General features: G+C 73.6%; 21 protein-coding genes. 12 read left to right on the forward strand and 9 right to left on the reverse strand.

Annotation, left to right across the window (positions count from 1 at the left end):
* Positions 1–258 precede the first annotated feature (258 nt).
* The 6 genes from ACFEMC_RS04290 (at position 259) to ACFEMC_RS04315 (ending at position 8,231) form a co-directional block, all read left to right on the forward strand.
* Positions 259–741 carry a cation:proton antiporter regulatory subunit gene (locus tag ACFEMC_RS04290; RefSeq protein WP_380173939.1) on the forward strand — a complete coding sequence of 161 codons (483 nt, stop codon included), beginning with the start codon at positions 259–261 and terminating at the stop codon, positions 739–741.
* 60 nt (positions 742–801) lie between these two features.
* Positions 802–1,986, forward strand: a complete 1,185-nt coding sequence (locus tag ACFEMC_RS04295) for a cation:proton antiporter (RefSeq protein ID WP_380173941.1) — start codon at positions 802–804, stop codon at positions 1,984–1,986.
* Positions 1,987–2,242: 256 nt separating this feature from the next.
* Complete coding sequence (locus tag ACFEMC_RS04300) at positions 2,243–3,196, forward strand: ABC transporter permease (RefSeq protein WP_380176590.1); 954 nt, start codon at positions 2,243–2,245, stop codon at positions 3,194–3,196.
* Between the two features lie 95 nt (positions 3,197–3,291).
* A complete protein-coding gene (locus tag ACFEMC_RS04305) occupies positions 3,292–4,137 on the forward strand; it encodes a carbohydrate ABC transporter permease (RefSeq protein WP_380176592.1) in 846 nt (281 codons plus the stop codon).
* A 64-nt stretch (positions 4,138–4,201) separates the two neighbouring features.
* Positions 4,202–5,842 (forward strand): ABC transporter substrate-binding protein, encoded by a 1,641-nt coding sequence (locus ACFEMC_RS04310; RefSeq protein WP_380173942.1) that lies wholly within the window; start codon positions 4,202–4,204, stop codon positions 5,840–5,842.
* A 43-nt stretch (positions 5,843–5,885) separates the two neighbouring features.
* Positions 5,886–8,231, forward strand: coding sequence for a glycoside hydrolase N-terminal domain-containing protein (locus ACFEMC_RS04315; RefSeq protein ID WP_380173944.1), 2,346 nt, complete (start codon positions 5,886–5,888; stop codon positions 8,229–8,231).
* Between the two features lie 14 nt (positions 8,232–8,245).
* On the opposite strand, the gene ACFEMC_RS04320 is transcribed toward ACFEMC_RS04315, so the two are convergent.
* Positions 8,246–9,706, reverse strand: coding sequence for a DUF222 domain-containing protein (locus ACFEMC_RS04320; RefSeq protein ID WP_380173946.1), 1,461 nt, complete (start codon positions 9,704–9,706; stop codon positions 8,246–8,248).
* Positions 9,707–9,901: 195 nt separating this feature from the next.
* Between ACFEMC_RS04320 and ACFEMC_RS04325 the strand changes: the two genes are divergently transcribed.
* On the forward strand, positions 9,902–10,411 hold the full coding sequence (locus ACFEMC_RS04325; protein ID WP_380173948.1) for an RNA polymerase sigma factor: 510 nt from the start codon (positions 9,902–9,904) through the stop codon (positions 10,409–10,411).
* A 359-nt stretch (positions 10,412–10,770) separates the two neighbouring features.
* Positions 10,771–11,547 (forward strand): hypothetical protein, encoded by a 777-nt coding sequence (locus ACFEMC_RS04330; RefSeq protein ID WP_380173950.1) that lies wholly within the window; start codon positions 10,771–10,773, stop codon positions 11,545–11,547.
* Positions 11,548–11,578: 31 nt separating this feature from the next.
* Here ACFEMC_RS04330 and ACFEMC_RS04335 read toward each other — a convergent pair whose 3' ends face one another.
* Genes ACFEMC_RS04335 through ACFEMC_RS04345 form a run of 3 tightly spaced genes read right to left on the reverse strand, consistent with a single transcriptional unit; the run spans position 11,579 to position 14,723 of the window.
* Positions 11,579–12,331 carry an SDR family oxidoreductase gene (locus ACFEMC_RS04335; protein ID WP_380173952.1) on the reverse strand — a complete coding sequence of 251 codons (753 nt, stop codon included), beginning with the start codon at positions 12,329–12,331 and terminating at the stop codon, positions 11,579–11,581.
* Positions 12,328–13,377: a zinc-binding dehydrogenase gene (locus ACFEMC_RS04340; protein ID WP_380173954.1), complete on the reverse strand. Its 1,050-nt coding sequence runs from the start codon at positions 13,375–13,377 to the stop codon at positions 12,328–12,330. The genes ACFEMC_RS04335 and ACFEMC_RS04340 overlap by 4 nt, the downstream gene beginning before the upstream one ends.
* Positions 13,374–14,723, reverse strand: a complete 1,350-nt coding sequence (locus tag ACFEMC_RS04345; RefSeq protein WP_380173956.1) for an enolase C-terminal domain-like protein — start codon at positions 14,721–14,723, stop codon at positions 13,374–13,376. The genes ACFEMC_RS04340 and ACFEMC_RS04345 overlap by 4 nt, the downstream gene beginning before the upstream one ends.
* Positions 14,724–15,055: 332 nt before the next feature.
* Here ACFEMC_RS04345 and ACFEMC_RS04350 point away from each other — a divergent pair, with 332 nt between their 5' ends.
* Entirely contained in the window at positions 15,056–15,739 is a 684-nt protein-coding gene (locus ACFEMC_RS04350; RefSeq protein ID WP_380173958.1) for a FadR/GntR family transcriptional regulator, read from the forward strand.
* A gap of 144 nt (positions 15,740–15,883) precedes the next feature.
* On the opposite strand, the gene otsB is transcribed toward ACFEMC_RS04350, so the two are convergent.
* Together otsB and ACFEMC_RS04360 are read right to left on the reverse strand one after the other, a co-directional pair.
* The gene (gene otsB / locus ACFEMC_RS04355; RefSeq protein ID WP_380173959.1) at positions 15,884–16,657 is read right to left on the reverse strand and encodes a trehalose-phosphatase; all 774 of its coding nucleotides are present in this window, start codon (positions 16,655–16,657) and stop codon (positions 15,884–15,886) included.
* Positions 16,654–18,111: a trehalose-6-phosphate synthase gene (locus ACFEMC_RS04360; RefSeq protein ID WP_380173960.1), complete on the reverse strand. Its 1,458-nt coding sequence runs from the start codon at positions 18,109–18,111 to the stop codon at positions 16,654–16,656. The genes otsB and ACFEMC_RS04360 overlap by 4 nt, the downstream gene beginning before the upstream one ends.
* Before the next feature lie 213 nt (positions 18,112–18,324).
* On the opposite strand from ACFEMC_RS04360, the gene ACFEMC_RS04365 reads away from it, so the two are divergent.
* A complete protein-coding gene (locus ACFEMC_RS04365; RefSeq protein ID WP_380173961.1) occupies positions 18,325–20,265 on the forward strand; it encodes a protein kinase in 1,941 nt (646 codons plus the stop codon).
* A gap of 6 nt (positions 20,266–20,271) precedes the next feature.
* Here ACFEMC_RS04365 and ACFEMC_RS04370 read toward each other — a convergent pair whose 3' ends face one another.
* The 3 genes from ACFEMC_RS04370 to ACFEMC_RS04380 all read right to left on the reverse strand — a co-directional run bounded on the left by ACFEMC_RS04370 (position 20,272) and on the right by ACFEMC_RS04380 (position 22,944).
* Complete coding sequence (locus tag ACFEMC_RS04370) at positions 20,272–21,381, reverse strand: Gfo/Idh/MocA family protein (protein ID WP_380173963.1); 1,110 nt, start codon at positions 21,379–21,381, stop codon at positions 20,272–20,274.
* 126 nt (positions 21,382–21,507) lie between these two features.
* Complete coding sequence (locus tag ACFEMC_RS04375; protein ID WP_380173965.1) at positions 21,508–22,584, reverse strand: LacI family DNA-binding transcriptional regulator; 1,077 nt, start codon at positions 22,582–22,584, stop codon at positions 21,508–21,510.
* A gap of 42 nt (positions 22,585–22,626) precedes the next feature.
* Positions 22,627–22,944, reverse strand: coding sequence for a GNAT family N-acetyltransferase (locus ACFEMC_RS04380; RefSeq protein ID WP_380173967.1), 318 nt, complete (start codon positions 22,942–22,944; stop codon positions 22,627–22,629).
* Between the two features lie 165 nt (positions 22,945–23,109).
* Between ACFEMC_RS04380 and ACFEMC_RS04385 the strand changes: the two genes are divergently transcribed.
* Together ACFEMC_RS04385 and ACFEMC_RS04390 are read left to right on the forward strand one after the other, a co-directional pair.
* Complete coding sequence (locus ACFEMC_RS04385; RefSeq protein ID WP_380173969.1) at positions 23,110–23,823, forward strand: VIT family protein; 714 nt, start codon at positions 23,110–23,112, stop codon at positions 23,821–23,823.
* A gap of 68 nt (positions 23,824–23,891) precedes the next feature.
* Positions 23,892–25,025 (forward strand): acyltransferase family protein, encoded by a 1,134-nt coding sequence (locus ACFEMC_RS04390; RefSeq protein ID WP_380173971.1) that lies wholly within the window; start codon positions 23,892–23,894, stop codon positions 25,023–25,025.
* The last annotated feature ends 1 nt before the right edge of the window (position 25,026 follow it).

Raw genomic sequence — 25,026 nt, forward strand, 5'->3', positions numbered from 1 at the left:
GTCTTCAGTTGACCGCACCGCCGCCCTGACACCGACGATCACGTCCGTGCACGGCGGTGTGCATCGCTGCACCGCGGGTCCGCAGATCATGCACGACGGATCCCCGCCGGGCAAGGGCCCGCCCCGGCGGGTCCGGGACGGGATGGGTCCGGCCCGCCGCGGTGTTGAGGAGGGCAGGACGTCGCGCGGTTGCGGCGTCCGGGGGACAGCCGCCGCCCTGGTCGTCGGCTCCCTCGAGGCTGGAGGACACTGAGGACCGTGGACCTGGAAGAGACCAAGCTGCCCGGCGTCGGGCTGCGGCACGACTTCACCACTGCGCGCGGACGGCGCATCGGCGTGATCTCGACCCGCGGCGGCGAGCGCGAGCTGCTCGTGTACTCCCAAGACGACCCGGACGCGTGCCACGCCGTCGTCGACCTCGACGGTGACGAGGCCGAGGTGCTCGCCGAGCTGCTCGGTCAGCCCCGCGTCATCGAGCGCCTGGCGCGCCTGCGCGAGCAGATCGAGGGCCTGGCCACCGAGGGCATCTACCTCGAGGACTCCTCGCCCTACGTCGGCAGGACGCTCGGCGACGCGGCCATCCGCAGCCGCACGGGCGCCTCGGTCGTCGCCCTCGTCCGCAACGGGGAGGTCGTCCCGTCGCCCGCGCCGTCCCAGCAGTTCTCCTCCGGTGACAAGATCGTCGTGGTGGGGACCCAGGAAGGGGTCCGCGCCACCGCGGAGCTGCTGCAGAACGGCTGACGCCCCACCGGGTGTCGAGCCCGCGGTCGGAGCAGGAGGAGGGGAACGGGTCTGGAACAGGTGCACACCGCTGCTCTGCTCATCGAGCTCGGTGCGGTCATCTTCGGGCTCGGTCTCGTCGGTCGCCTCGCCGGCCGGCTGGGCATCTCCCCGGTCCCGCTGTACCTGCTGGCCGGGCTCGCCTTCGGGGCCGGCGGCGTCGTCCCGCTGAACGCCCCCGAGGGCTTCCTCGACGCCGCCTCCGAGATCGGCGTCGTCATGCTCCTGCTCCTGCTGGGGCTGGAGTACTCCGCGGGGGACTTGCTGGGCAACCTGCGACGGCAGGCGCCTGTCGGCGTGCTCGACCTGCTGCTCAACGGGTTGCCCGGGGCGGCGTTCGGGCTGCTGCTGGGCTTCGGGCCGGTCGGGGCGCTGGCGATGTTCGGCATCACGGCCGTCAGCTCCTCGGGCATCGTGGCCAAGGTCCTCGCCGACCTCGGCCGCCTGGGCAACCGGGAGACCCCGTCCGTCCTGGGCATCCTCGTGCTGGAGGACCTGGGGATGGCCGTCTACCTGCCCATCCTCACCGCGGTGCTCGCGGCCTCGGGGGTCTGGGAGGCGACCGGCTCAGTGCTCATCGCCCTCGCCTGCCTGGCCGTCGCGCTCGTCGTGGCGCTGCGCTGGGGCTCGGTGATCTCGAAGTTCGTCTCCGGTGGCTCCGGCGAAGTGACGCTGCTGCGCGTCCTGGGTCTCGCGCTGCTCGTCGCGGGGGTCGCCGAGCAGCTCCACGTCTCGGCCGCCGTCGGCGCGTTCCTGCTGGGCATCAGCCTGTCGAACGACCTCGCGCCGGAGGCCCACCACCGCCTCGAACCGTTGCGCGACCTGTTCGCCGCGGTCTTCTTCGTCTCCTTCGGCCTGTCCACCGACCCCAGCTCGCTGCCCCCCGTCCTGCTCCCCGCCCTGGTGCTCGTCGTCGTCGGTGTCGTCACCAAGCTCGTCACGGGGTGGGTGGCGGCCCGTCGCGCGGGCATCGCGATCCCCGGCCGCATCCGCGCGGGCGCCGCCCTCATCCCGCGCGGGGAGTTCTCCATCGTCATCGCCGGGCTCGCGACGGCCGCCGGGGTGGATGCGCGGCTCGCGGCGCTGGCCGCCGCGTACGTGCTGGTCATGGCCGTGCTCGGTCCCGTCCTGGCCCGCTTCGCCGACCCGTGGGCGCGGGCGTACGTCCGGCGCCAGCGCGAGAAGGCCGCGACCACCGCACACTGACTCCTCCACCCTCCGGAACGGCCGCCCGCACCCGCGGGCGGCCGTTCCTGTGTGTGGCACTGAGTGCCGCTGTGTCTTGACACCCCAAACATCTGACGAATACGGTCGCAGCCAATCCCGCCTGACGTACTCGATGAGGAGGCGCCGTGCTCGCGCACAGGATCTTCGGCGGCGGCCAGCGTTGTACCGATGCACAGCGCGCCGCAGCTCAGCACAGTGGTCTGATGAATGGGTCGTCGTCGTGGCGCTGACCCCCCTGCGACCCGGGAAGGTCGCGGACGCGGCCGGCACCAGCGTCCGGGCGCCCTCGGCGGCCCGGCGCAGCCTGCGGCGGCACTGGCAGCTCTACGTCATGCTGTCGGTCCCGCTGCTGTGGTTCGTCGTCTTCAAGTACGTCCCGATGGTCAACGCCGTCATCGCGTTCAAGCAGTACAACGTGGTCGACGGCATCTGGGGCAGCGACTGGGTCGGCCTGGCCAACTTCCAGCGCTTCTTCGACAACCCCGTGTTCGGGCGCATCGTGTCGAACACGTTCCTGCTGTCGGTCTACGCCGTCCTGGCGGGCTTCCCGATCCCGATCGTCCTGGCGCTGGCGATCAACGAGGTGCGGCTGCGCTTCTTCGCCAAGACCGTGCAGCTCGTCACCTACGCGCCGTTCTTCATCTCCACGGTGATCATCGTCTCGATGACGATCCTCATCCTGTCGCCGCGGATCGGTCTCATGTCGGACGTCTTCGGCTTCTTCGGCGCCGACGACCCGAACATCCTGGGCGACCCGAACGCCTTCCGGCACATCTACGTCTGGACGGACGTGTGGCAGACGGCGGGCTACTCGGCCGTCATCTACCTCGCGGCGCTGGCCGGCATCGACCCGACGCTGTACGAGGCCGCGCGCGTCGACGGCGCGAACCGGCTGCAGAAGATCATCAACGTCGACCTGCCGGGCATCGCGCCCACCGCGGTCATCATCCTCATCCTCGGCGTCGGCAACGTCATGTCGCTGGGGTTCGAGAAGGCGTTCCTCCTGCAGAACCCGCTCAACCTGTCGCAGTCCGAGGTCATCGCGACCTACACATACAAGGTCGGGCTCATCAACGCCGACTTCAGCCTGGCCAGCGCCATCGGCCTGTTCAACTCCGTCATCAACCTCGTGCTGCTGCTGACGGTGAACAAGGTCGCCAAACGAGTCACGGGGAGTGGTCTGTGGTGAGCGGGACGACGACGGAACCGCGGCGGCGGACCCGGGGACCGCAGCAGGTGCACCGCGCGCGGCAGGTCAAGGACCCGGGTGTCGACAAGGTCTTCATGGTGGGCGTCTACGTCCTGCTGGTGACGGCGCTCGTCATCGTCCTGGTGCCGCTCGTCTACATCGTCGCGAGCTCGTTCAGCTCGCCGGCGGCCGTGTCCGCCGGGCGGGTGTTCCTCTGGCCCGTGGAGCCGACCCTGCGCGGCTACGAGGTGGCGCTGTCCAACTCCGCCATCCTCACGGGCTTCGCCAACTCGGTCTTCTACACCCTGGCCGGCGCGGCGATCAGCGTGACCCTGACGATCATGATCGCCTACCCGCTGTCCCGGCCGGACCTGTGGGGCCGGACGGTCATCACCAAGGCCGTCGTCTTCACGATGCTCTTCGCCGGCGGCATCATCCCGACCTACCTCGTGGTGCAGGCCCTGGGGCTGCTCGACACCCGGGGGGCGCTGCTGCTGCCGCAGGCGATCGGGGTGTGGCAGGTCATCATCGCGATCGCGTTCCTGCGGTCCTCGATCCCCGAGGAGCTGCACGAGGCTGCCGCGATCGACGGGGCCAGCGACCTGCGGATCCTCTTCACCGTCGTGCTGCCGCTGGCCAAACCCCTCATCGCCGTCATCGCGCTGATGTACGGCATCGCCCAGTGGAACTCCTACTTCGACGCCCTGCTCTACCTGCGCGACCCCGACCTGGCGCCGCTGCAGATCGTCCTGCGCAACATCCTCGTGCTCAACACGTCCGGCGGCAGCACCGACGCCGCCGCGATGATGGAACGCCAGCAGCTGGCGAACCTCCTGAAGTACTCGCTCATCGTCATCGCCACGGTGCCGCTGCTGCTCGTCTACCCGTTCGTGGCCCGCTACTTCACCAAGGGCATCCTCGTCGGCGCCGTCAAGGGCTGAACCCCGCTCGACCCTCCCGTCCGCTCCGGTGACGCCGTCGTCGCCGCCCCTCGAAGGGATCCCCATGTCCAGTCCCAGCCGGTTCCGCTCCCGTGCCCGCACGCTCGCCGTCGGCCTGGCCGCCGTGACGCTGTTCGCGACGACCGCCTGCTCCGGCGGCGACGACCCGGGCGACGCGGACAACCTCTCGATCTTCGCCGCGCAGGGCCCCGACGTGGACCTGGGGAGCAACTCCTTCTCCAAGGAGATGGAGGAGCTCACCGGGTACACGTTCGACTGGCAGACCACGACGTACGACGGGACGACGGCCGCCGAGGCGCGTCGCATCCAGCTCGCCGGCGGGGACTACCCCGAGGTCTTCCTCATGATCCCGTGGGTGGACCAGTTCTCCCAGCAGGACCTCCTGCGCTACGGCCAGCAGGGTGTCCTGCAGCCGCTGAACGACCTCATCGACCAGCACGCGCCGAACATCAAGCAGGCGTTCGCGGACTCCCCGGACTTCGAGGCCCTGGCGACCGCCCCCGACGGCAAGATCTACGGCATGCCGCAGTGGAACGACTGCTACCACTGCAGCTACCAGGCCAAGCTCTGGATCAACACCGAGTGGCTGCAGAAGCTGAACCTGCAGATGCCCACGACGACCGACGAGTTCTTCGACGTCATGATGGCGTTCAAGACGCAGGACCCCAACGGCAACGGCCAGGCCGACGAGATCCCGCTGACCTCCAGCGTCGACGACGTCCTGCTGCCGTACTTCGCCAACGCGTTCCTCTACGACCCCCAGGGCAGTGCGACCTACCCGTCGACCCTGACCCTGCAGGGCGGCAAGGTGACGCTGCAGGCGCAGCAGGACGCCTACCGCGACGCCCTGGCGTTCATGAAGAAGATGTACGCCGCGGGCCTCATCGACCCCGGCGCCTTCACCCAGAACCGCGACGCCCTGCTGGCGAAGGGGGACAGTGCCGAGGCGCCCCTGGTGGGGGCCGCGACGGTCCTGCACCCCGGGATCTTCGTGACGACCGGGCAGGACGACGGCCGCGACAAGGCCTACCAGGCGCTGCCGCCGCTCAAGGGCCCGGGCGGCGTGCAGTTCGCGTCCTACAACCTGCCGAGCATGCCCGGGGCCACGTTCGCGCTGACGAACAAGGCCGACGAGGAGGAGCAGGTCGCGGCCATCAAGATGCTGGACCACATGTTCCCGCAGGACCAGCACCTCCGGGCCGAGTTCGGCATCGAGGGCAAGGACTGGTTCAAGCCCGAGCCCGGGGAGACCGCGCTCGACGAGACCCTCACGCCCATCGCCCGCATCCCCGAGGCCGACCCGAACGTCAAGCCGGCCAACGACGGGTGGGGCGCGCTGGCCCAGTACAACGAGAACGCGGAGTTCCGCAACGCTCAGGTCCAGCCCGCGGACGGCTACGAGCGCAAGCTCTTCGAGGCCAGCAAGCTGTACGAACCGTACGTCCCGGAGGACCAGGTCTTCCCGTACTGGTCGGTGTGGGTGCCGCAGGAGGAGTCCGCGGAGGTCGCCGAGCTGACGACCAACATCGAGAACCTCGTCGCCCAGGCCAGCGCCGAATTCATCACCGGCAGCCGCGACGTGAACGACGACGGCGCGTGGACGTCCTACGTCGAGGAGTTGCAGTCCACGGGTCTGCCGCGGTACCTCGAGATCCAGCAGAAGGCGTACGACGCCTCGAAGTGACCCGCAGTCGAACGTCCCGCACCACCACCACGTACGGAGAGACATGACCCACCAGCCCGCCCCCCGGCACGTCCTGCGCTGCGACCGACCGGCGACCCGCTTCGCCGACGCGTTCCTGCTGGGGGACGGGCGGTTGGGGGTCACCGTCTCCGGGGGTGTCGGGACCGAGACGTTCGACCTCAACGCCGACACCCTGTGGTCCGGCGGTCCCCTGGAACCCCGCACCGAAGGCGGCGCCGCCCACGTGCTGCCCGCCCTGCGCGAGGCGGTCGCGGCGGGGGACCACCACCGCGCGGACGAGCTGGCCCTGCAGCTGCACGCCGACGGGTACACCGAGTCCTACCAGCCCGTCGGCCGGCTCAGCTGGGCCTTCGACCCGTCCGCGGGGGCGGCGGAGGACTACGCGCGGGACCTCGACCTGGCGACGGCGGTGGCCGCAACGCGCTACCGCCGCGGCAGCACCGACCACGCGCTGGAGGCGTTCGTCGCCCCGGACCCGAGCGTCCTCGTCGCCACGACCGTCTGGGACGGCGGAGCCCTGCCCGCGGTGGAGTTCACCAGCCCGCACCCGTTGGGCCTGCACCGCACGGAGGAGACGGCCGGCGGGACCCTGGTCCTCGCGGCGGGGCGGGTGCCCGCCACCGTGATCCCTAACTACGTGCCGGACGACGACCCCGTCCGGTACGCCGACGACGTGCCCGACGCCGACGGCACTGTGGCGCGCGGCGGTGGTTTCGCCGTCGCCGCGCTCGTGCACGGGGAGGGAGGCACCGCGCGCCTCACCGCGACCGTCGTCACGGGGTTCCGCGGCTGGAACGCGCGCCCGTCGGCCGACCTCGAGGCACTGGCCGCGCAGGCCCGCGAGCAGGTGCTCGCCGCCGCCGGTGTCCCCACCGCCGACCTGCGCGAGCGGACGACAGCGGAGCACCGGCGGTGGTTCGACCGCGTCGACCTCGAGGTCACGGCGGCCCCGGGCCACGAGGCGGACGTCGCCGTGGCCCAGCAGGTGTTCGACCTCGGCCGCTACCTGCTCGTCGCCTCGTCCCGCCCGGGGACGCAGGCCGCGAACCTGCAGGGCATCTGGAACACCGACGTCCGGCCCGGGTGGAGCAGCAACTACACGACCAACATCAACGTCACGATGAACTACTGGGCGGCCGAGAGCACCGGGGTGGCCGAACTGCACACCCCGCTGTTCGACCTCGCCCGGGACCTGGCCGAGGCCGGGCAGGAGACGGCCCGCCTGGACTACGGCGCCCGCGGCGCGATCGTCCACCACAACACCGACGTCTGGCGGTTCTCCCGGGCCGTGCAGGGCCGGCCGTTCTGGTCGAACTGGCCCTCGGCCCTGCCGTGGCTCGCGGCCCACACCTACGACCACGTCGACTTCGGTTCCGCCGCCGACGGTTTCGTCCGCGACGTGGCCCTCCCGGTGCACCGCGCGGCCGCGGCCGCGGCCCTGGACTTCCTCGTCGAGGACCACGACGGGAACCTGCTGCCGAGCCCCTCGACGTCGCCGGAGAACCAGTTCCTGCTGCCGGACGGGTCGTCGGCCGCCGTGACGGCCGGGGCGACGATGGACCGGGAACTGACCCGGGAGGTGTTCACCCACTACCTCGACCTGCTGGCCCGCGCGGGCGAGGACGAGGACGAGCTCGCGCGGGAGGTCCGCGCGGCGCTGCCCCGGCTCGCCGGTCCCGCCGTCGTCGACGGAGTGCTGCAGGAGTGGGGACCGGGTCTGGAGTCGGCCGAACCCGGGCACCGGCACGTCTCGCACCTGTACGGGGTGTTCCCCGGGACGAGCACGACCCGGCGCCGGACCCCGGACCTGCTCGCGGCCTCCCGCCGTTCGCTCGAGGCTCGGTTGAGCCACGGCGGCGGTCACACCGGCTGGAGCCGGTCGTGGGTCGTGGGTCTGTCGGCCCGGTTCGGGGACGGGGCCGCCGCGCAGGAGCACCTGCGCGTCCTCGTCGAGGACCTCATGTCCGACTCGCTGCTCGACCTGCACCCGCACAGCGACTGGCCGGGGAACGCCATCTTCCAGATCGACGGCAACTTCGGCGTCGTCGCCGGCATCGCCGAGACCCTGCTGCAGGGGCACGACGGCGGGCTCGACCTGCTCCCGGCGCTGCCGCCTGCGTGGACGTCGGGTTCGGTCCGCGGGCTGCGGGCCCGGGGTGGGCACACCGTCGACCTGAGCTGGTCCGACGGGGCTCTGGCCGGTGGGCGCGTCGTCGCCGGGCGGGACGGGGAACTCGCCGTCCGCGCACAGGGGGCCGACGTCACCGTGACCACGGCCGAGGGTGAACTCGTGGCGAAGGGCGACGGCGAGCTCACGTGGACGGCGACCGTGGGGACGGAGTACGTGCTGGAAACCTCCGTCGCGTGACGTGACGCTCGATCTCACGCCGCAGCGCTGTGGTCGGGCGGGTCGTCGCGCTGCAGGGTCGCGGCCAGTTCCCGGGCTGCCTGCAGCAGGCCGGGGTGGTCGTTCCGCGTCCACGGTCCGGGGTCGGCGAGCCGCCCGAGGTGACGGTGCAGGGTGCGGGTCTCCGGGAGCCCGTCCTCACCGAACCTCGCTTCCAACCGTCCGGCGTGCAGGGCGCGGTGGTGCCGGCCGCAGAGCAGGATGAGGTTCTCGATGCTGGTGGGTCCGCCGTCGGCCCAGTGGATGACGTGGTGGTAGTGGCAGGCCCACGCCGGTGCGCCGCAGCCGGGTGCGGTGCATCCGCGGTCGCGTTCGGCGACCAGGAGGCGCTGGGCCGGGGTGGCGTGCCGGTCCAGGGTGTGCAGGGAGCGGGGCCGGCCGAGGCGGTCCGGGACCGCGACGGAGACGTCGGCGTCGCAGGTGACGGCGCGGGCGGTCGCGGCGCTGACCGGGCCGTGCCCGTCCACGCTGGCCGTTCCCACGTTCACGGTACCGGTGTCGTTGAGGGTGGCGCGCAGGACGACGGTCGCCTTGTGGGCCACGACGGGGTCGGTGGCGTTGGCGGGGTGATGGGCGCCGGTGGTGACCAGTTCGACGAGTCCGTCGTGACGGCGTTGCATGGTCGAGCGCGTGTCGGGTTCTGCACTGTCGGCCCCGTTCGTGGGGTCGGGGCGGGAGGCGGCGTCGACGGCGGCGCGGACGATGACGCCGGCGTGCTCGTCGAGGTCGACGCTCATGCGCAGCATCCCGTGGTGGCGGGTGAAGGTGAGCGCGCGGCGGCTGGTGGTGTCCGGTTCGAGGTCGCGGTAGCCGCGGTCGACGCGGTCGGGGTCCAGCCGGGTGAGGAGTTCGCCGAGGACTTCGGTGGAGGTGGCCAGGGGTTGGGTGGCGGTGACGGTGGCGAGGAACCCGTCGAGCAGGTCCGAGCGGCGTTTGGTGGTCCAGACCAGTTCACCGGGGGCCATCTCGACCTCCACGTCGATGGTGCCGCGGCGCAGGGTGGTGGGGATGGAGCGCAGGGCGGTGACGGCGGAGTGGACGTGGGCGAGGGTGGTGTTGCCGGTGGTGAGTTGCGCGCCGAGGCGGGCGAGGGAACCGCGGTCGCCGCGCAGACCGCCGATGCCCTGGTCCCAGGGGACGTCGGGGTCGGTGTGGCGGGCGGCGGCGACGTCCTTGCGGGCTTGGGGGCGGGAGAGGTTGACCGGGGTGGTGGCGAGCAGGTCGGTGACGGTGCCGTCGGTGGTGCGGTCCAGGGCGGCGCGCACGAGGCGTAGTTTGACGGCGTCGAGGCGGTTGCCCAGGGCGTACGCGGACCTCACGGCGTGGTCGATGTCGTCGCGGTCGAGGGTTCCGGTCGGCAGGGTGAGCATGTCGTCCAGGGCAGCGGTCAGGCGCGTGAGGGCGTCCTGGGCTGCGTGCTGGGCGGTCGGGGTCACGTGTTCCAGGGTAGTCGAACAAATCCTGTAGGGCTAGGCCCATAGCCTCGTAACTGCATGTGCGGCAACGGTTCGCGCGCTGTCCCTGTGGATCGTGAGATGTGGACGACCCCGCCTCGTGCGTCGAGCGCGGCCTGCGACGGGCCGTCGGTGAGGGCATGTCAACGCTGCGTGGGTCGAGATGCTTGGTAGGTCATGGACCACCTGCCCGACGAGCCCGAGGGGCTCGTCTTCGACGACTGGTACCGCCGGGAGTTCCCGCGCGTGCGCCAGGCGATGACGCTCGCCACGGGCGACCCCGGACTCGGGGAGGAGGCGGCCGCGGAGGCCTTCGCCATGGCGGTGGTGCACTGGCACCGCGTGCGTCGCATGGAGTCCCCGGCGGGCTGGGTGCACGCCACGGCTCTGAACCAGGTGCGCCGCTCGTGGCGACGTGCCGCCCTCGAGCGCCGGCACACCGCACGGTTGCGGCTGGGGGAGGAGCCGCCGCCGGAGCTGCCGGACACGACGCTCTGGCGTGCGGTGGCGGAACTCTCCCCGCGGGCCCGCACCGCCGTCGCCCTGCGGTACGTCGCCGACCTCACCGAGGCGGAGGTCGCCCGCGCGATGGACGTCACCCGCGGCACCGTCGCCACCACCCTCTCGCGGGCTCGCCAGCAGCTCGCCGCCCACCTGCAGACCCTCGGGGAAGGACACGTCCGATGAGCCACGACCGCACCACCGACAGCGCCGGGGACCTCGGTGAGGTGGACGTCCTGGTGGGCCTGCGCGACGTCGTGAATCCGCGGGTGCCTCCGGTGCAGTCCGTGCGTCGGCGTGCCCAGGCCATCCGGGTGGCGCGTCGGCGCGCCCGTCTCGGGTTCGGTGTGGTGGTCACGGCCACTGTCCTCGGGGTCGGGGGTGTCGTCGTCCCCCAGTCGAGTTCACCCAGGACTACCCCGGACTCCTCTACCGCAGCTGCCTTCCTCGGGGTCATCCCGGCGCGGGCGGCCGACGGGAGAGGGGCTGACTGCGGCGGCGCGGTGAACACGACGGTCGAGCGCTCCCAGTGGGGTCGGCCGGAGGTGGCTCCGCTGGTCACGCTGCTGCCGGAGAGCGAGGTCGGCGCCGTCCGGTCCGCCAGCGCATCGCGGTCGGAGCTGCCCTGCCCACCGGCGCGCCCAGCGGTGGTGCTCTACGCGACGACGCCCAGCGTGCGAGGTCTGACCTTGTGGTCGGACGTGTCCGATCCGTACAGCGGGAGCAAAGGTTTGCGGGACGTGATGGTCCGTGAGACGGAGGGACAGATCTTCACCTTGCGCAACGGCAGCATGAACCTGAGTTGGGTCGCACCGGACGGGACCCGGTGGCTGGCGGAGGCGAGCGGACTGTCCGAGAGTTCCGCCCTGCGGACGATCGACGCGCTGCGTTTCGAGGGTCAGGAGGTCGACGATGCGAGCATCGACCCTTCGTGGCGCCGAGCCCCTGCGCCGCCCGCTGTGACCGGAACCACCGAGTTCTCCTGGGGCCTCGACTACGGGAGCCGGGAGCCGCAGTTCTCGCCGGAGGGCGACCGGTTGACTCTGAGCGTCGGCATCGCCACGTACTCTCCTGCTGCTCAGGCCGCTCGCGGTGCAGAGGACACGGTCTTCGCGTCCGTCGGGGGCGCACTCGCTGTCTACACGACCGAGAACGGCCGCTGCCTGCGCTGGCAGGAGGCATCGCTGGCCTACTCCCTGTGCGGCAACGGCGGCCTCGACCGGCTCGTGCACCTGGCAGAGCAGGTGGAGCACGTCGCGCCCGAGGACCCGCGGCTGCGGGACGCGGCAGATCCGCGGGACCTGCCCGGCGAGGGGTGGTGAGGTCTGGCGAGCGGCCGGCAGGACGTTGCGGTCAGCGCGAGAGCCACCCCCCGTCGGCGGCGAGCACGACCCCGTGCACGTAGTCCGCGGCGGGGCTGGCGAGGAACACGACGGGGCCTGCGATGTCCTCCGGCGTCGCCCAGCGGCCGGCCGGGATCCGTTCCAGCAGAGCGCGGGAGCGGTCCGGGTCGGCGCGCAGGGCGGCGGTGTTGTCGGTGACGACGTACCCCGGGGCGACGGCGTTGACGTTCACCCCGCGCGGGGCCCACTCGTTCGCGAGGGCGCGGGTGAGGCCCGCGACGGCGTGCTTGGACGCGGTGTACCCGGGGACGTTCACGCCGCCCTGGAAGCTCAGCAGCGATGCGGTGAACACGACCTTGCCGTGCCCGCGCTCGAGCATCGATGCCCCGATGCGCTGCGTCAGCGTGAACTGGCTCGTGAGGTTCACCTGCAGCACGTGGTCGAAGTCGGCCTGCGGGTGTTCCACGGCGGGGGTGCGGCGGATCGTCCCGGCGTTGTTCACCAGGACGTCCACCCCGCGGCCGGCGAGGAGGTCCCCGAGCTCGGCGACGGCGGTGGCGTCGGCGAAGTCGCAGCCGAGCGCCTCGTAGGAGCGCCCCGTCGCGCGCACTGCCTCGGCGGTCTCATCCTCCGGGGGTTGCGTCGCGACGCCGATGACGTCGGCGCCGGCCCGGGCGAGGGCGACCGCGCACGCCCGCCCGATGCCCCGGCTGGCGCCGGTGACGACGGCCAGCCGGCCCGTGAGGTCGAACGGACCGCTCACGCCTGACCCTCCGGGCGGCAGTCGACGAGGACCTTGACGGCCCCGCCCTCGGCCAGCGCGGCGAACGCCTCGTCGACGCGGGACAGCGGCAGGACGTGGGAGACGAGGTCGGCCACGGGCAGTTCCCCGGCGGCGACGAGCCGGACGGCCTCCTCGACGTCGCCGCGTTCGTAGAGGCGGGCACCGAGGAGTTCGAGTTCGCGCCAGAAGAACGGGTGCAGGTCGATCTCCCGCGGCGCCGCGTGGATGCCGACGAGGCAGAGCCGGCCGCGCACGGCGAGTGCACCGATCGCGGCGGTCAGGCCCGGGGCGGACCCGGACACCTCGAACGCGACGGCCGCGCCGGCCCCGCCGCTGCGTTCGCGGGTGAGGGCGGACAGGTCCTGCGTCACCGGGTCGACGACCTCGAGCCCGAGCTTGGCCGCGAGGTCGCGGCGCGTGGCGTCGGGTTCGGACAGGACGACCTCGGCGCCCGTGCGGCGCGCGACGAGGGCGATGAGCAGTCCGACGGGCCCACCGCCGACGACGGCGGCGAACTCCCCGGCCTGCAAGCGGGAACGCCGCACGTCGTGCACGGCGACGGACGTGGGTTCGAGCAGGGCGGCGTCCCGCGGGTCCGTCCCGTCGGGAACCCGGACGAGGGTGTGCTCGGGGACGACCCAGTGCTCGGCGAGGGCGCCGGGGGAGTCGATGCCGAGGAAGTCGAGGTGGTCGCACACGTGGGAGAACCCGTTGCGGCACGTGGCGCACGTGAAGTCGGGACGCAGCGGGACGACGGTGACGAGGTCGCCGACGGACCAGCCGGAAACCCCCTCCCCGAGGGCGCTGACGGTGCCGACGGTCTCGTGCCCGATGACGGCGGGGGTGCTCACGCGGGCGTCCATGTGACCGGCCGCGATGTGCAGGTCGGTGCCGCAGATCCCCGTGAACGACGGGGCGATCTCGACCTCTCCCGCGCCGGGTGCCCGGCGTTCCACCTGGCCGGCGTGGACGTCCCCGGCGCGGTGGTACTGGGCGGCGAGGTGCGTTGCGGTGGAGTCGTTCACGCGAGGATCCCCTGTTCGGCGACGGCTTCCGGAGCGCGACGGGCGACCCACACGGGGCCGTCGGGGAAGGAGTGCTCGGCGATCGAACCGGCCAGCATCTCCCCGCCCCCACCCGGGGCGAGCGGCGCCCGGTAGCGGCCGTTCTCCAGCTGGACAGGGGTCACGAAGTGCTCGTGCAGGTGGTCGACGTGCTCGACGACCCGGTCGGTCCACGTGCCGGAGATGCTGACGTAGTCGGCCATCGACAGGTGCTGCACCATCTCGCACAACCCGACGCCGCCGGCGTGCGGGCACACGGGAACGCCGTGGTGGGCGGCGAGGAGGAGGATCGCGAGGTTCTCGTTGACCCCCGCGACGCGGGCGGCGTCGATCTGGACGACGTCGACGGCGCCGGCCTGCAGGAACTGCTTGAACATGACGCGGTTGGCGACGTGCTCACCGGTCGCGACCTTGATGGGGTGCAGTGCGCGCCGGACGGTGGCGTGCCCGAGCACGTCGTCGGGGCTGGTGGGTTCCTCGATCCAGTACGGGTCGAACGGGGCCAGGGCGCGCATCCACGTGATCGCGTTCCCGACGTCCCAGCGCTGGTTCGCGTCGACCGCGATGCGGACGTCGTCGCCCACGGCGGCCCGCGCGACCCGCATGCGGCGCACGTCGTCCTCGAGGTCCGCACCCACCTTGAGCTTGATCTGCGTGAACCCGTCCGCGACGGCCTGCTTGGCCAGCCGGGCGAGCTTGTCGTCGGAGTAGCCGAGCCAACCGGGGGTCGTCGTGTACGCGGGGTACCCGACCCGCAGGAGTTCCGCTTCGCGTTCGGCGCGGCCGGGGACGGCGCGGCGCAGCAGGTCGAGGGCCTGCCGCTGCGTCATGGCGTCGGTGAGCCAGCGGAAGTCGACGAGGGAGACGACCTCCTCGGGGTCCAGGTGGGCCAGGAGCCGCCAGAGGGGCTGCCCGGCGCGCTTGGCGCGCAGGTCCCACGCGGCGTTGAGCACCGCGCCGACCGCCATCTGCACGACGCCCTTCTCCGGGCCGAGCCAGCGCAGCTGCGGTTCGTGGACCATCTCCTTGGAGAACGCCCCGAGGTCGCCGAGGACCTCGTCGACGCGGCGGCCGACGACGAACGGTGCCAGCGCGTGGATCGCGGCGGTCTGCAGGTCGTTGCCGCGGCCCGTCGTGAAGGCCAGGGCGTGGCCCTCGAGTCCGTCACCGGCGTCGGTGCGCAGCACCGCGTACGCCGCGGAGTAGTCCGGCTCGGGGTTCATGGCGTCCGAGCCGTCGAGGTGCTCGGAGGTGGGGAACCGGACGTCGTGGACGTCCAGGCTCGTGATGACGGCGGGGGTGGGCAAGGGTTCCTCCAGGCATCTGACGACTCCCTCGCGGTCGTCGAGCGGGGAACTCCGGGGGAGTTGTCCGGGACGGAGCCGGGGGGAGGTCGCGCGCGCTGCGGTGGGCGTGCGACGGGGTGGTGCGCGCCCGCGGTGCGGGCGTCGGGTGGGGGCGGTCGGTGGCCGGGCGCTCCTGCAGGACGGGTCGGTCGATTGAGGTTGAACGTAACCGCCCAGACATCAGATGTCTAGGGCCGCCGCCGTCGGGGCACAATGAGCCGGGACCGGCCGCCGGGCCGGTCCTGACGAGGACCACGGGACCGGCTGCGCGCCGGCGAGGGCTGGAGGTGGGCGTGGCCGCTCCGCTGACGGAGGCCGCCATCGAGCGGGTGCGCGAGCTCATCATCCGCGGCGACCTGCGCCCCGGGCAGCGGCTGCCCGCCGAGGCCGCCCTGTCCGATCAGCTCGGGGTCTCCCGGTCCGGACTGCGCGAGGCCGTCCGGGCGCTGGCCACCGCCGGGGTGCTGGAGGTGCGTCGTGGCGACGGCACCTACGTCACGAGCCTGACCCCGGACCGCCTGTTCACCGGCATCGCCGACGCCGTCGACCTCATGGCCGACGAGCACCTGCTGGCGATCATGGAGTGCCGCCGGCTGGTCGAGCCCCAGGCCACCGCCCTCGCCGCGGCCCGCGCCGACGAGGCCGGGCTCGAGGCGGTCGCCCACCACTTGCGCTGCATGGAGGACGCCGACGACGAGGAGGGTCTCGTCGCGCACGACGAGCAGTTCCACGCCGCCGTCGCGGCCGCGAGCGGCAACGGTGCGTTGGCCGCGATCCTGCGCGGGATCTCCGGGGCGACGGTGCGGGCCCGCGTCTGGCGGGCGCTCACGGTCGCGGACTCCCGCCAGCGCACGATCGAGGAGCACGCCGCGATCTACGCCGCCGTGCGCGACGGTGACCGCGAGCGCGCCCACGCCGCCGCCCTGCTGCACGTCGCGAACGTCGAGGCCTGGCTGCGGACGACGCTCCAACGCTGACCGGCCCCACCACCCCAGTCACCACACCCGCCCCTCTCCCGCGTGGGGAACACTCTTTCCGCCCCTCGAGAGCGCTCTCGAAGGGCGGAAAGAGTGTTTTCCACGCGGGGGGGGGGGGGGGAGCGGGGCGGGGGAAGGCGAGGGTCAGGTGGAGCGGAGGTCGGCGAGGCGGTGCAGCAGGGCGGCGACGTCCGACGGGCCGTCGACCCGGAACGCTGCGCCGGTCTCGCCGTCCCCGACCTTCACCGTCAGGTCCCCGGCTGCCGGGTCGAGGGCGGCGAACGCGTTCTCGTCCGTGACGTCGTCCCCGGCGAAGAGCACGGCGTCGACGGCGGGGCCGTCGGCGGAGAGCCGGTCGCGCAGGCGCAGCAGGCCGGCGCCCTTGCCCAGTTCCACGGCGCCCAGCTCCACGACCTCCTTGCCGCGCAACGCGTGCACGCCGTCCCACGTCGCGGGCCCGGCGAGGGCGGCCGCCGTCACCCGCTCTGCGTCGGGGCGGGTGGCGCGGCGGGTGTGGAGGACGGCCGACATGGGTTTGCGCTCCACGTGCACGCCCTCGACCCCCTCCGCGAGGCGGTCGAGCTCGGCGCCGAGCCGTCCCAGCAGCGCGGACTCGTCCTCGCTGAGGCTCTGCCCGCCCGCGGCGCCCTCGAGGGAGCTCTGGGTGCCGTGCCCGCCGACGAGCACGACGGCCGCCGGGGGAGCGGCGCACGCGCGCAGGTCGTCGAGGTCGCGGCCGGAGACGAGGGCGACGTCCGTCGTGGCGACGAGCCGCTCCAGGGCCGCCGCGGCCTCCGGCAACGGTCGGGCCGCCGACGGCTCGTCGACGATGGGGGCCAGCACGCCGTCGAAGTCGAGCGCGACGAGCACCCGGCCGAGGCCGGCGAAGCGTCCCAGCGCCTCCTCGAGGTCCCTCACGACGCCGCCCCGTCGGCGTCCGCCGCCTGGGCGACCGACGCCGACGCCGGCGTGCGGTGGTGCTCGGCGAGCGCCTGCAGGAACGAGGCCGCCCACCGCTGCACGTCGTGGTCGCCGACCCGGCGGCGCAGGGCGCGCATCCGGCGGCCGGCCTCGCGCGGCGACATCCGCAACGCCCGCACGATCGTGTCCTTGAGCCCGTCGATGTCGTGCGGGTTCACCATGAGCGCCTGGCCGAGCTCGTCGGCCGCGCCCGTGAACTCCGAGAGCACGAGCACGCCGCGCTCGTCGTGCCGGGAGGCGACGTACTCCTTGGCGACGAGGTTCATGCCGTCCCGCAGCGCGGTGACGAGCATGACGTCGGCGGCCAGGAACAGCGCCGCCATCTCCTCCTTGCCGTAGGAGTGGTGCAGGTAGTGCACGGCGGTGTTGCCGATCGTCCCGTGCGTGCCGTTGATGCGGCCCACCGTGACCTCGACGTCCTGGCGCAGCTGGATGTACTGCTCGACGCGCTCGCGCGACGGGGTGGCGACCTGGATGAGCGCGGCCTCCCCGACCTCGACCTTGCCGTCGTCGAGGAGTTCCTCGAAGGCTTTGAGGCGGTGCAGGATCCCCTTGGTGTAGTCGAGGCGGTCGACCCCCAGCAGGACGTGCTCGGGGTTGCCGAGGTCGCGCCGGATCTCCGCCGCCCGTGCCTTGATGTCCTCGCGCTGGGCCAGGTCGTCGAGGGCGCCGTAGTCGATGGAGATGGGGAACGACGCGGCGCGCACCTCACGGCCGTCCTCGGCGTCGAGCCGGATGCGGCCCGAGCGGGCGGGGAGGTTCGACGCCCGCCGGCACGCCCGCGTGAAGTTGCTGGCGTCGGCCGCCCGCTGGAAACCCACGAGGTCGGCTCCGAGCAGCCCGTCGATGATCGCCTTGCGCCACGGCAGCTGCGCGAAGATCTCGAACGGCGGGAACGGGATGTGGTTGAAGAACCCGATCGACAGGTCCGGGCGACGCCGGCGCAGCATCCGCGGCACGAGCTGCAACTGGTAGTCCTGCACCCAGACCGTCGCGCCCTCGGCCGCCTGCTCCGCCGCCGCCGCGGCGAACCGCTCGTTGACGCGGACGTAGGCCTCCCACCAGCTGCGGTGGTACCCGGGGGCGACGATGACGTCGTGGTACAGCGGCCACAGCGTCCCGTTCGAGAACCCCTCGTAGTAGTCCTCAACCTCCTCGGCCGACAGCCCGATCGGCACGCACCGCACGCCCTCGGCGTCGAAGGGTTCCGGCGGGTCACCCGCAGCACCCGCCCAGCCGACCCACGCGCCGTCCTCGCGCTGCATCACCGGTTCCAGGGCCGTCACCAGCCCGCCCGGGCTGCGCCGCCACGCCGTCGTACCGTCGGGTTCCTCCACCCGGTCCACGGGGAGCCGGTTGGCCACCACCACCAGGTCGTAGTCGCCGGCCATCGGGGGGTCCTCCTCGGTCGATCGCTCGCGACCTCGCTCCGATCGCCACGCCGACCCTACCGACCAGCCGCCGACCGCACCCCTCGTGATCGCGGGGCCCCGTCCGCACCGTGCGGTGCCCGGGACCTGAAGCCCGGCTGAGGACCTGTCCGCAGCGTGTGAAGAGGGCGTGCGCGACCGGTCTGGCCCGCACGCCTGTCGTACCGTGGGGTCGTGGTCACCCCCTACCCGCACTCCTCGGGCGACGCGCGCACCCGCGCCGTGCCCTCCGGTGGTGACGCGGGCGGGCCCGGCGGCCCCGACGACCGGCCCGACCAGCGGCTCGACGAGCTCGACGGGCTGCGCGTGCAGCGCACCCCGCCCCAGAGCTGGCCGGGGCACGGCTTCGCCCCCTCGCCCGGCGAGAAGCTCGGCAGCTACCGGCTGGACCGCGAGATCGGCCAGGGCGGCATGGGGATCGTCTACCTCGGTCTGGACGACGACCACCGCGCCGTCGCGCTGAAGGTCCTCAAACCGCACATCGCCGCCGACCCGCAGGCCCGCCAGCGCCTGGCCCGCGAGGTCTCCACGCTCGAGCGCGTCCGCTCCCCGCGCGTCGCCGAGGTCATCGCCGCCGACGTCGACGGGCCCTGGCCGCACCTCGTCACCCGCTACGTCCCCGGCCCCTCGCTGGAGCACGTCGTCCAGACCCGTGGGCCGTTGCGCGGCAGCCGGTTGCGCGACCTCGGGCACGGCCTGGCCGAGGCCCTGCACGCCATCCACGCCGCCGGGGTCGTCCACCGCGACCTCAAGCCGAGCAACGTCCTCCTGCTCGACGGCCTGCCCGTCGTCATCGACTTCGGCATCGCCCACGTCGCCGACGACGTCCGGCTCACCTCGACCGGCCTCGTCATGGGCACGCCCGGTTACCTCTCGCCCGAGGTCGTCGCCGGCGGGTTCGTGTCCCCGGCCACCGACTGGTGGGGGTGGGCGGCCACCGTCGCCTTCGCCGCCAGCGGCCGCCCGCCGTTCGGGACCGGTCCCATGCCGGTCGTCCTCGACCGCGTCCGGCGCGCCGACGTCGACCTGTCCGAGGTGCCGGCCGACCTGCGCGGTCCCGTGCTCGCGGCGCTCGCCGTCAACCCGGCCCACCGGCCCCACCCGGACGCCCTGCTGCGGGCGCTCGACGGGGCGACCACCGGGCCGCAGGTGCGCAGCGACCCCGGCGCGCGGACCACGGCCGTCCCGGTGCCCCCGGAGCAGGCGGCGCGGTCGCGCTTCGAGTCGCTCATCGCCGACGAGTCCCACGCGACGGGCCCGCAGGCCCACGACGCGGCGTCCGCGCCGTCGGCCGACGCCACGAGCGTGCTGCCCCCGGTCCGTCCCGCACCGGTGACGGCCCCCTTCCCGCAGTCCGCGCCGCAGGACCGCCGGCCGCCCGTCCAGCAGGCCCCGCCCGGCTGGATCCCGCAGGCCCCCGGTCCCGGACCCGCCTGGGGTCCGCAGCCCGTCCCCGCTCCCGCCGGGGCGACGCAGGCCCACGGGCCCACCGGTCAGCCCGCGGGGCAGGCGCCCCGGCTCGGCACCAACGGCGAACCCGCGCGGCCGCAGCGGTCCTGGACGATCCTCGCGGGGCTGGTCGCGCTCGTCGGCGTCTTCGCCGTCGCGCCGGCGACCGGTGTCGTGCTGGCCCTCGTCGGCGGCACCGTCGCGCGGACCGTCGACCGCGCCGCCGCCGGGTTGTTCCGCCGCCGCTGGGAGGCCGGACCCCGGTCCACCGACGCGCTCGCGGTCGGCGCCGCCACCCCGTGGCACGCCCTGCGCGCCGCGGTGTCGACGGTGTTCGCCGCGATCATCCCGCTGCTCGTCGGCGTGAGCGTCGTGTTCATCCTCGGCACGTTCACGCACGGGGCGCTCGGCGGGTACCAGGGCCCGTGGACGCTGGCGGCGAGCGGCCTGGCCGGAACCCTCGTGGCCTGGCACGGGCCGGGCGGGCGGTCCCTCCAGCGCGGCACGCGGACCGCGATCCGCAGCACGCTGCGGGGCGAGCGCGAGACCGGGGTGGCGATCGGCGTCCTGCTGCTCATCGCCTTCGCGGCGCTGCTCATGGTGCTGGGTGGGGGCCAGGTCGACTGGCGCCCCCTGACGCAGTCCCCGCTCGACTGGCTGAACTGACGGCCCTCAGCGCCAGGTCGCCCCGGTGCCGTCCATGGCGGTCCAGAACGGGTCGTCGGCGTCGATCTGCCCGCGCCGCACCGCCTTCCCCGTGAAGGCGGACTCGTAGACCGCGGCGACCAGTTCGAGGGTGTCGCGCGCCGCGGCGAGCGGGACGGGCGGAACCCCGCCGCCGTCGAGGGCGTCGAGCACCTCGAGGAACTGGGCCCGGTGGCTGGAGGGGACACCCTGCGGGTCGCGCGCCCACGCCGCCTCGACCGTGGCCTCGTGGCCAGGGGCGGCGGTGACCCGGAAGTCGTCGTCGCCGTAGCCGTAGAGGTGGGTGAGTTCCACCGTGGCGAACTCCAGGTCGAACCGCATGACCGTCGTCTCGCGCACGGAGACGGCGGAGTTCACGACGCTGGCCAGGCTGCCGTCGGCGAAGCGCACCGTCGCGACGGACACCTCCTCCGTCTGCGTCGGACGGGACCCGCGGGCGGCCATCGCGCTGACCTCCTCCCACGGCCCGAGGACGGCGAGCAGGACGTCCATCTGGTGGATGCCGTGGCCCATCGTGGTGCCGCCACCCTCGAGCGCGAACGTCCCGCGCCACGGGACCTGGAAGTAGGCGTCCGCGCGGTACCACTGGGTCAGGCACGTGGTGACGAGGGGACGGCCGAGGGAACCGTCCTGCACGAGTGCGCGCAGCCGCCGCACCCCTGATCCGAAGCGGTGCTGCGAGACAACGGCCACGGAACCCGACGACGCGCGCTCGGCGCCGAGGAGGCGGTCGGTCTCGGCCAGGGAGAGGGCGACGGGTTTCTCCACGACGACGGTCGCGCCGACGGCCAGCGCCTCCTCGGCGAGAGCGACGTGCGAGGACGGCGGGGTGCAGACGTGGACGAGGTCCACCGGCCCGTCGGCGAGGACCTCGGTGAGGGTGGTCGCGGTCCGCGGCACGGACCACTCCGCGGCGAACGCCGCGGCCCGGTCGGCGTCGACGTCCACCGCGGCCACGACCTCCACCCGGTCGCCCAGCGCGCGCAGCGCTCTGACGTGGGAGTGCGCGATGGCGCCCGTCCCGACGACGACGGCGCGTCGGACGGCGCGGCGGGCGGGCGGGGTGGGGGGCACCATGACGGCTCCGGCTCCTCGGGACGGCCCGGCCCGACGGCTCCCGCAGGTGCGGGGCGGACGTCGACCCGGTGGACAGCGCTTTCCCGAGGACCCTAGCGCGGGTGGGTCCCGCGGGGAACCCTCGGGTCAGGACAGCGCGGGGGTGCTCGCCCGCAGCAGGACGTCGCCCTCGACGTGCTCGAACCGCGCCGGCCCGCCGTCGGCGGAGTCGACGAGGTCGAACAGCCGGTGGCCGATGTCGGTGAGCGGCAGGCGGACCGTGGTCAGCGCGGGCGCGATGTCGCGCAGGGTCGGGATGTCGTCGAACCCGGCGACGGCGAGGTCCCGCGGCACGTCGAGACCGGCGTCGCGCGCCGCGGCGATCGCACCGACCGCCATGACGTCGTTGGCCGCGAGCAGCGCCGGCGGAGGCGCGGTCCGCCGGCGTCGCGGCCGGTCGGCGAGCAGGGCCGCCACCGCCTCGTAGGCGCCGTCGCGGGTGAAGGGACCCGACACCCGGTGCGCCGGTTCGATCCCCCGGGCGGCGAGCCCGGCGAGGAAACCCGCCGTGCGGTCCCGCGCGGTCACGAGGTTGTCGGGCCCCTGGAGCAACCAGAACTCCCGGTACCCCAGGTCCACGACGGCCTCGGTGAGCCGCCGGGCCCCGCCCTCGTTGTCGACGAGGACGCTGTCGACCCCCAGGACGTCCTGCGTGGCGGCCGCGATCTGGCCGCCGCCCGTGCGGAACGCCTCCAGCTCGGTGCGCAGGGCGTCCGTGCGTTCGGCGTCGGCCCAGCGCGAACCGGCGAGGATGACCGCGCGCACGCGCTGCCGGCGCAGCGCCGCGACGTGGGCGACCTCGCGGTCGGCGTCCCCGCGCGTCACCGACAGCGTGACGATGACGCCCGCCGCCTCGGCCGCGTCCATGACGCCCGCGGCCAGGGAGGAGAAGTACGGGTCGGAGATGTCGTGGACGACGAGCCCCACGACGTCGGACCGGCCGCGCGCCATCGCCTGCGCCTGCGCGTTCGCGCTGTAGTCCAGCCGGGCCGCGGCCGAGTGCACGCGGTCGCGCAGTGCCTCACCGACGACGCGGGTGCTGCCGTTGAGGACGCGCGAGGCGGTGGCCAGGGAGACCCCCGCCTCACGGGCGACGTCGTCCAGGGTCACCGGCCCGTCGGGGCGGGAACGCCGGGCACGTCGTCGAGGTTCAGCGCTGGCCACGGGGACATCGTGCCCTGTCGGTGCGGCCGACCGCGGCAGCGCTCAGAGGACGTCGGCGTACTCGTCCGCGTGGCGCCGCACGTGCAGCCGGACGAACGAGCACGCCGGGACGACCTTCAGCCCCCGCGCGCGGGCGTCCCGCAGGGCCGCATCGACGACCTTCGACGCCAGGCCCTGGTTCTCGTGGGCCGGGTCGACCTCGGTGTGCACCATGGCGATCGCCTCACGGTGGGCCGCGTCGTGGGGATCGCTGTGGGGGACGTAGTCGGCGAGCGCGACCACCCGCCCGTCGAGCCGTCCCTCCCAGCGGTGCGCGGTCTCGTCGTGGGTGACGACCAGGTCCTCGGCGGGGGTGCTCATGCCCGCCCCAACAGCCGTCCGCGCTCCGCCCTTCCCCGATGCCCCGGCGCTGCGCGTCGGGTGGGTGGGTGGGACAGTGGTGAGGCGCGGAAGCCGTTGCAGGACAACGGACTGCTGAGGACAGGCACACCTTCCCGGGTCGGTCCGGGGGAGAGAGGAGCGGTCGTGGCCGTGTCGCACCCGGGAGAGCCGGCGCTGCACCAGGGCGAGGTGGGGTCGCGGCTGAACTGGCTGCGGGCGGCCGTGCTCGGCGCCAACGACGGCATCGTGTCGGTCGCCGGCCTCGTCGTCGGGGTCGCCGGGGCGACGACGGACCGGTCCGTGCTGCTGACGGCAGGCGTGGCCGGGCTCGTCGCCGGCGCCCTGTCGATGGCGGCGGGCGAGTACGTCTCCGTGTCGACCCAGCGCGACACCCAGCGCGCCCTCCTGGACACCGAACGTCGCGAGCTGGCCGAGATGCCGGAGGCCGAGCTCGAGGAACTCGCGCGGATCTACGTCGCCAAGGGCCTGTCCGAACCGCTCGCGCGCCAGGTGGCCGCCGAGCTGACGGCCGGGGACGCCCTGCGCGCCCACGCCGACGCCGAACTCGGCATCGACCCCGACGAGGTCGTCAGCCCCTGGCAGGCGGCGTGGGCGTCGGCGGTCTCCTTCACCGTCGGGGCCCTCGTCCCGCTGCTGACGATCGTCCTGCTGGCGGCGAGCGTCCGCGTGGCCGCGTGCTTCGTCGCCGTCGTCCTCGCGCTCGCCGTCACCGGGGCGGTGAGCGCGCACCTCGGCGGGGCGGGGCACCGCCGGGCCACGGTGCGGACGGTGCTGGGCGGCGCGGTGGCGATGGCCGTCACGTACGGGATCGGTCACCTCGTGGGCCGGTCCGTCTAGCGCCGGGCGTCACCCGGACGGAGCACTTCCTCAGCGGGCTCCAAGCGGCGTCCGGTCAGGCTGCCCGCGTGGCAGTCATCCGGGTACCCCACGTCGACGTCCCCCTCCCGGTCGCGCGGCCGGCCTTCCGGCCCGACGTGGAGGGGTTGCGGGCCGTCGCGCTCGGGTGCGTGCTGCTGTTCCACGCCGGGGTGCCGTTCGCGCGCGGCGGGAACGTCGGGGTCGACGTGTTCTTCGTCGTCTCGGGGTTCCTCATCACCTGCCAGCTGGTGCGGGAACTGAGCGCCACCGGCCGCGTCGACCTCCCTGCGTTCTACGCGCGGCGGGCCCGGCGCATCCTGCCGAGCGCGGCCGCGGTGCTGGTCCTCACCCTGGCCGGGACCGCTCTCGTCGCGCCGGAACTCCTCGACGACACCGGCCGGGCCGCGGTCGCGTCGGCGCTGCAGGCCGCGAACTGGTGGTCGCTGTCCGCCGGCGACCTGCACGTCCCCCTGACGCACTACTGGTCCCTCGCGGTGGAGGAGCAGTTCTACCTCGGGTGGCCGGTGCTGCTCCTCCTGGCGCGCCGGCGCCCCCTCGTCGCGCTGGGGGTGCTGAGCGCGGTGTCGTACGGGGCGAGCGTCCTGCTCACGCCGGGGAACGAACTGCTCGCCTACCTCGGGACGGGAACCCGGGTGTGGCAGTTCGGGCTAGGGGCCGCCCTCGCCCTGCTCGCCCCGCGCACCGCCGAGGTCACCACGGCCCACCCGGGGATGACCTCCCGCATCCGCTGGGCCGCCGCGGGTGTCCTCGTCTCCGCCGTCGTCTGGGCGGGCTGGGTGGACTACCCCGGCTGGGCCGCCCTGGTGCCCACCCTGGCCGCTGCCCTCCTCGTCGGAGCCGGGACGAGCGATCCGGCCTCCGGCCCCGGCCGCCTCCTGCTGTGGCGGCCGGTCCGGCTCTGCGGGCGGATCTCCTACACCTGGTACCTGTGGCACGTCCCGGCGACGTTCTTCGCCGTCACGTTGTTCCCGGCGGTGGACCGGTGGCCGTTCCTCCTCCTCGTCGAGCTCCTCGCCGGCGGGCTGGCGTTCCTGACAACGGTCTTCGTCGAGGACCCGCTGCGGCGCAGCCGGTTCGTCGCCTCGACGCGGCGGGGTCTCGTCCTCGGCGGTGCCGTCACCGCGGTGTCGTTGGGGGCGGCGATGCTTGCGGTCGCGTGAA

The sequence above is a fragment of the Kineococcus sp. DHX-1 genome (assembly GCF_042473625.1).
Taxonomy (GTDB): domain Bacteria; phylum Actinomycetota; class Actinomycetes; order Actinomycetales; family Kineococcaceae; genus Kineococcus.

Bases quoted from the DNA above. Each gene is read 5' to 3' on its own strand.
- ACFEMC_RS04305 (WP_380176592.1), top strand. From the start codon at position 3,292: ATGGTGGGCGTCTACGTCCTGCTGGTGACGGCGCTCGTCATCGTCCTG.
- ACFEMC_RS04310 (WP_380173942.1), top strand. From the start codon at position 4,202: ATGTCCAGTCCCAGCCGGTTCCGCTCCCGTGCCCGCACGCTCGCCGTC.
- ACFEMC_RS04315 (WP_380173944.1), top strand. From the start codon at position 5,886: ATGACCCACCAGCCCGCCCCCCGGCACGTCCTGCGCTGCGACCGACCG.
- ACFEMC_RS04325 (WP_380173948.1), top strand. From the start codon at position 9,902: ATGGACCACCTGCCCGACGAGCCCGAGGGGCTCGTCTTCGACGACTGG.
- ACFEMC_RS04360 (WP_380173960.1), bottom strand. From the start codon at position 18,111: ATGGCCGGCGACTACGACCTGGTGGTGGTGGCCAACCGGCTCCCCGTG.
- ACFEMC_RS04370 (WP_380173963.1), bottom strand. From the start codon at position 21,381: ATGGTGCCCCCCACCCCGCCCGCCCGCCGCGCCGTCCGACGCGCCGTC.
- ACFEMC_RS04380 (WP_380173967.1), bottom strand. From the start codon at position 22,944: ATGAGCACCCCCGCCGAGGACCTGGTCGTCACCCACGACGAGACCGCG.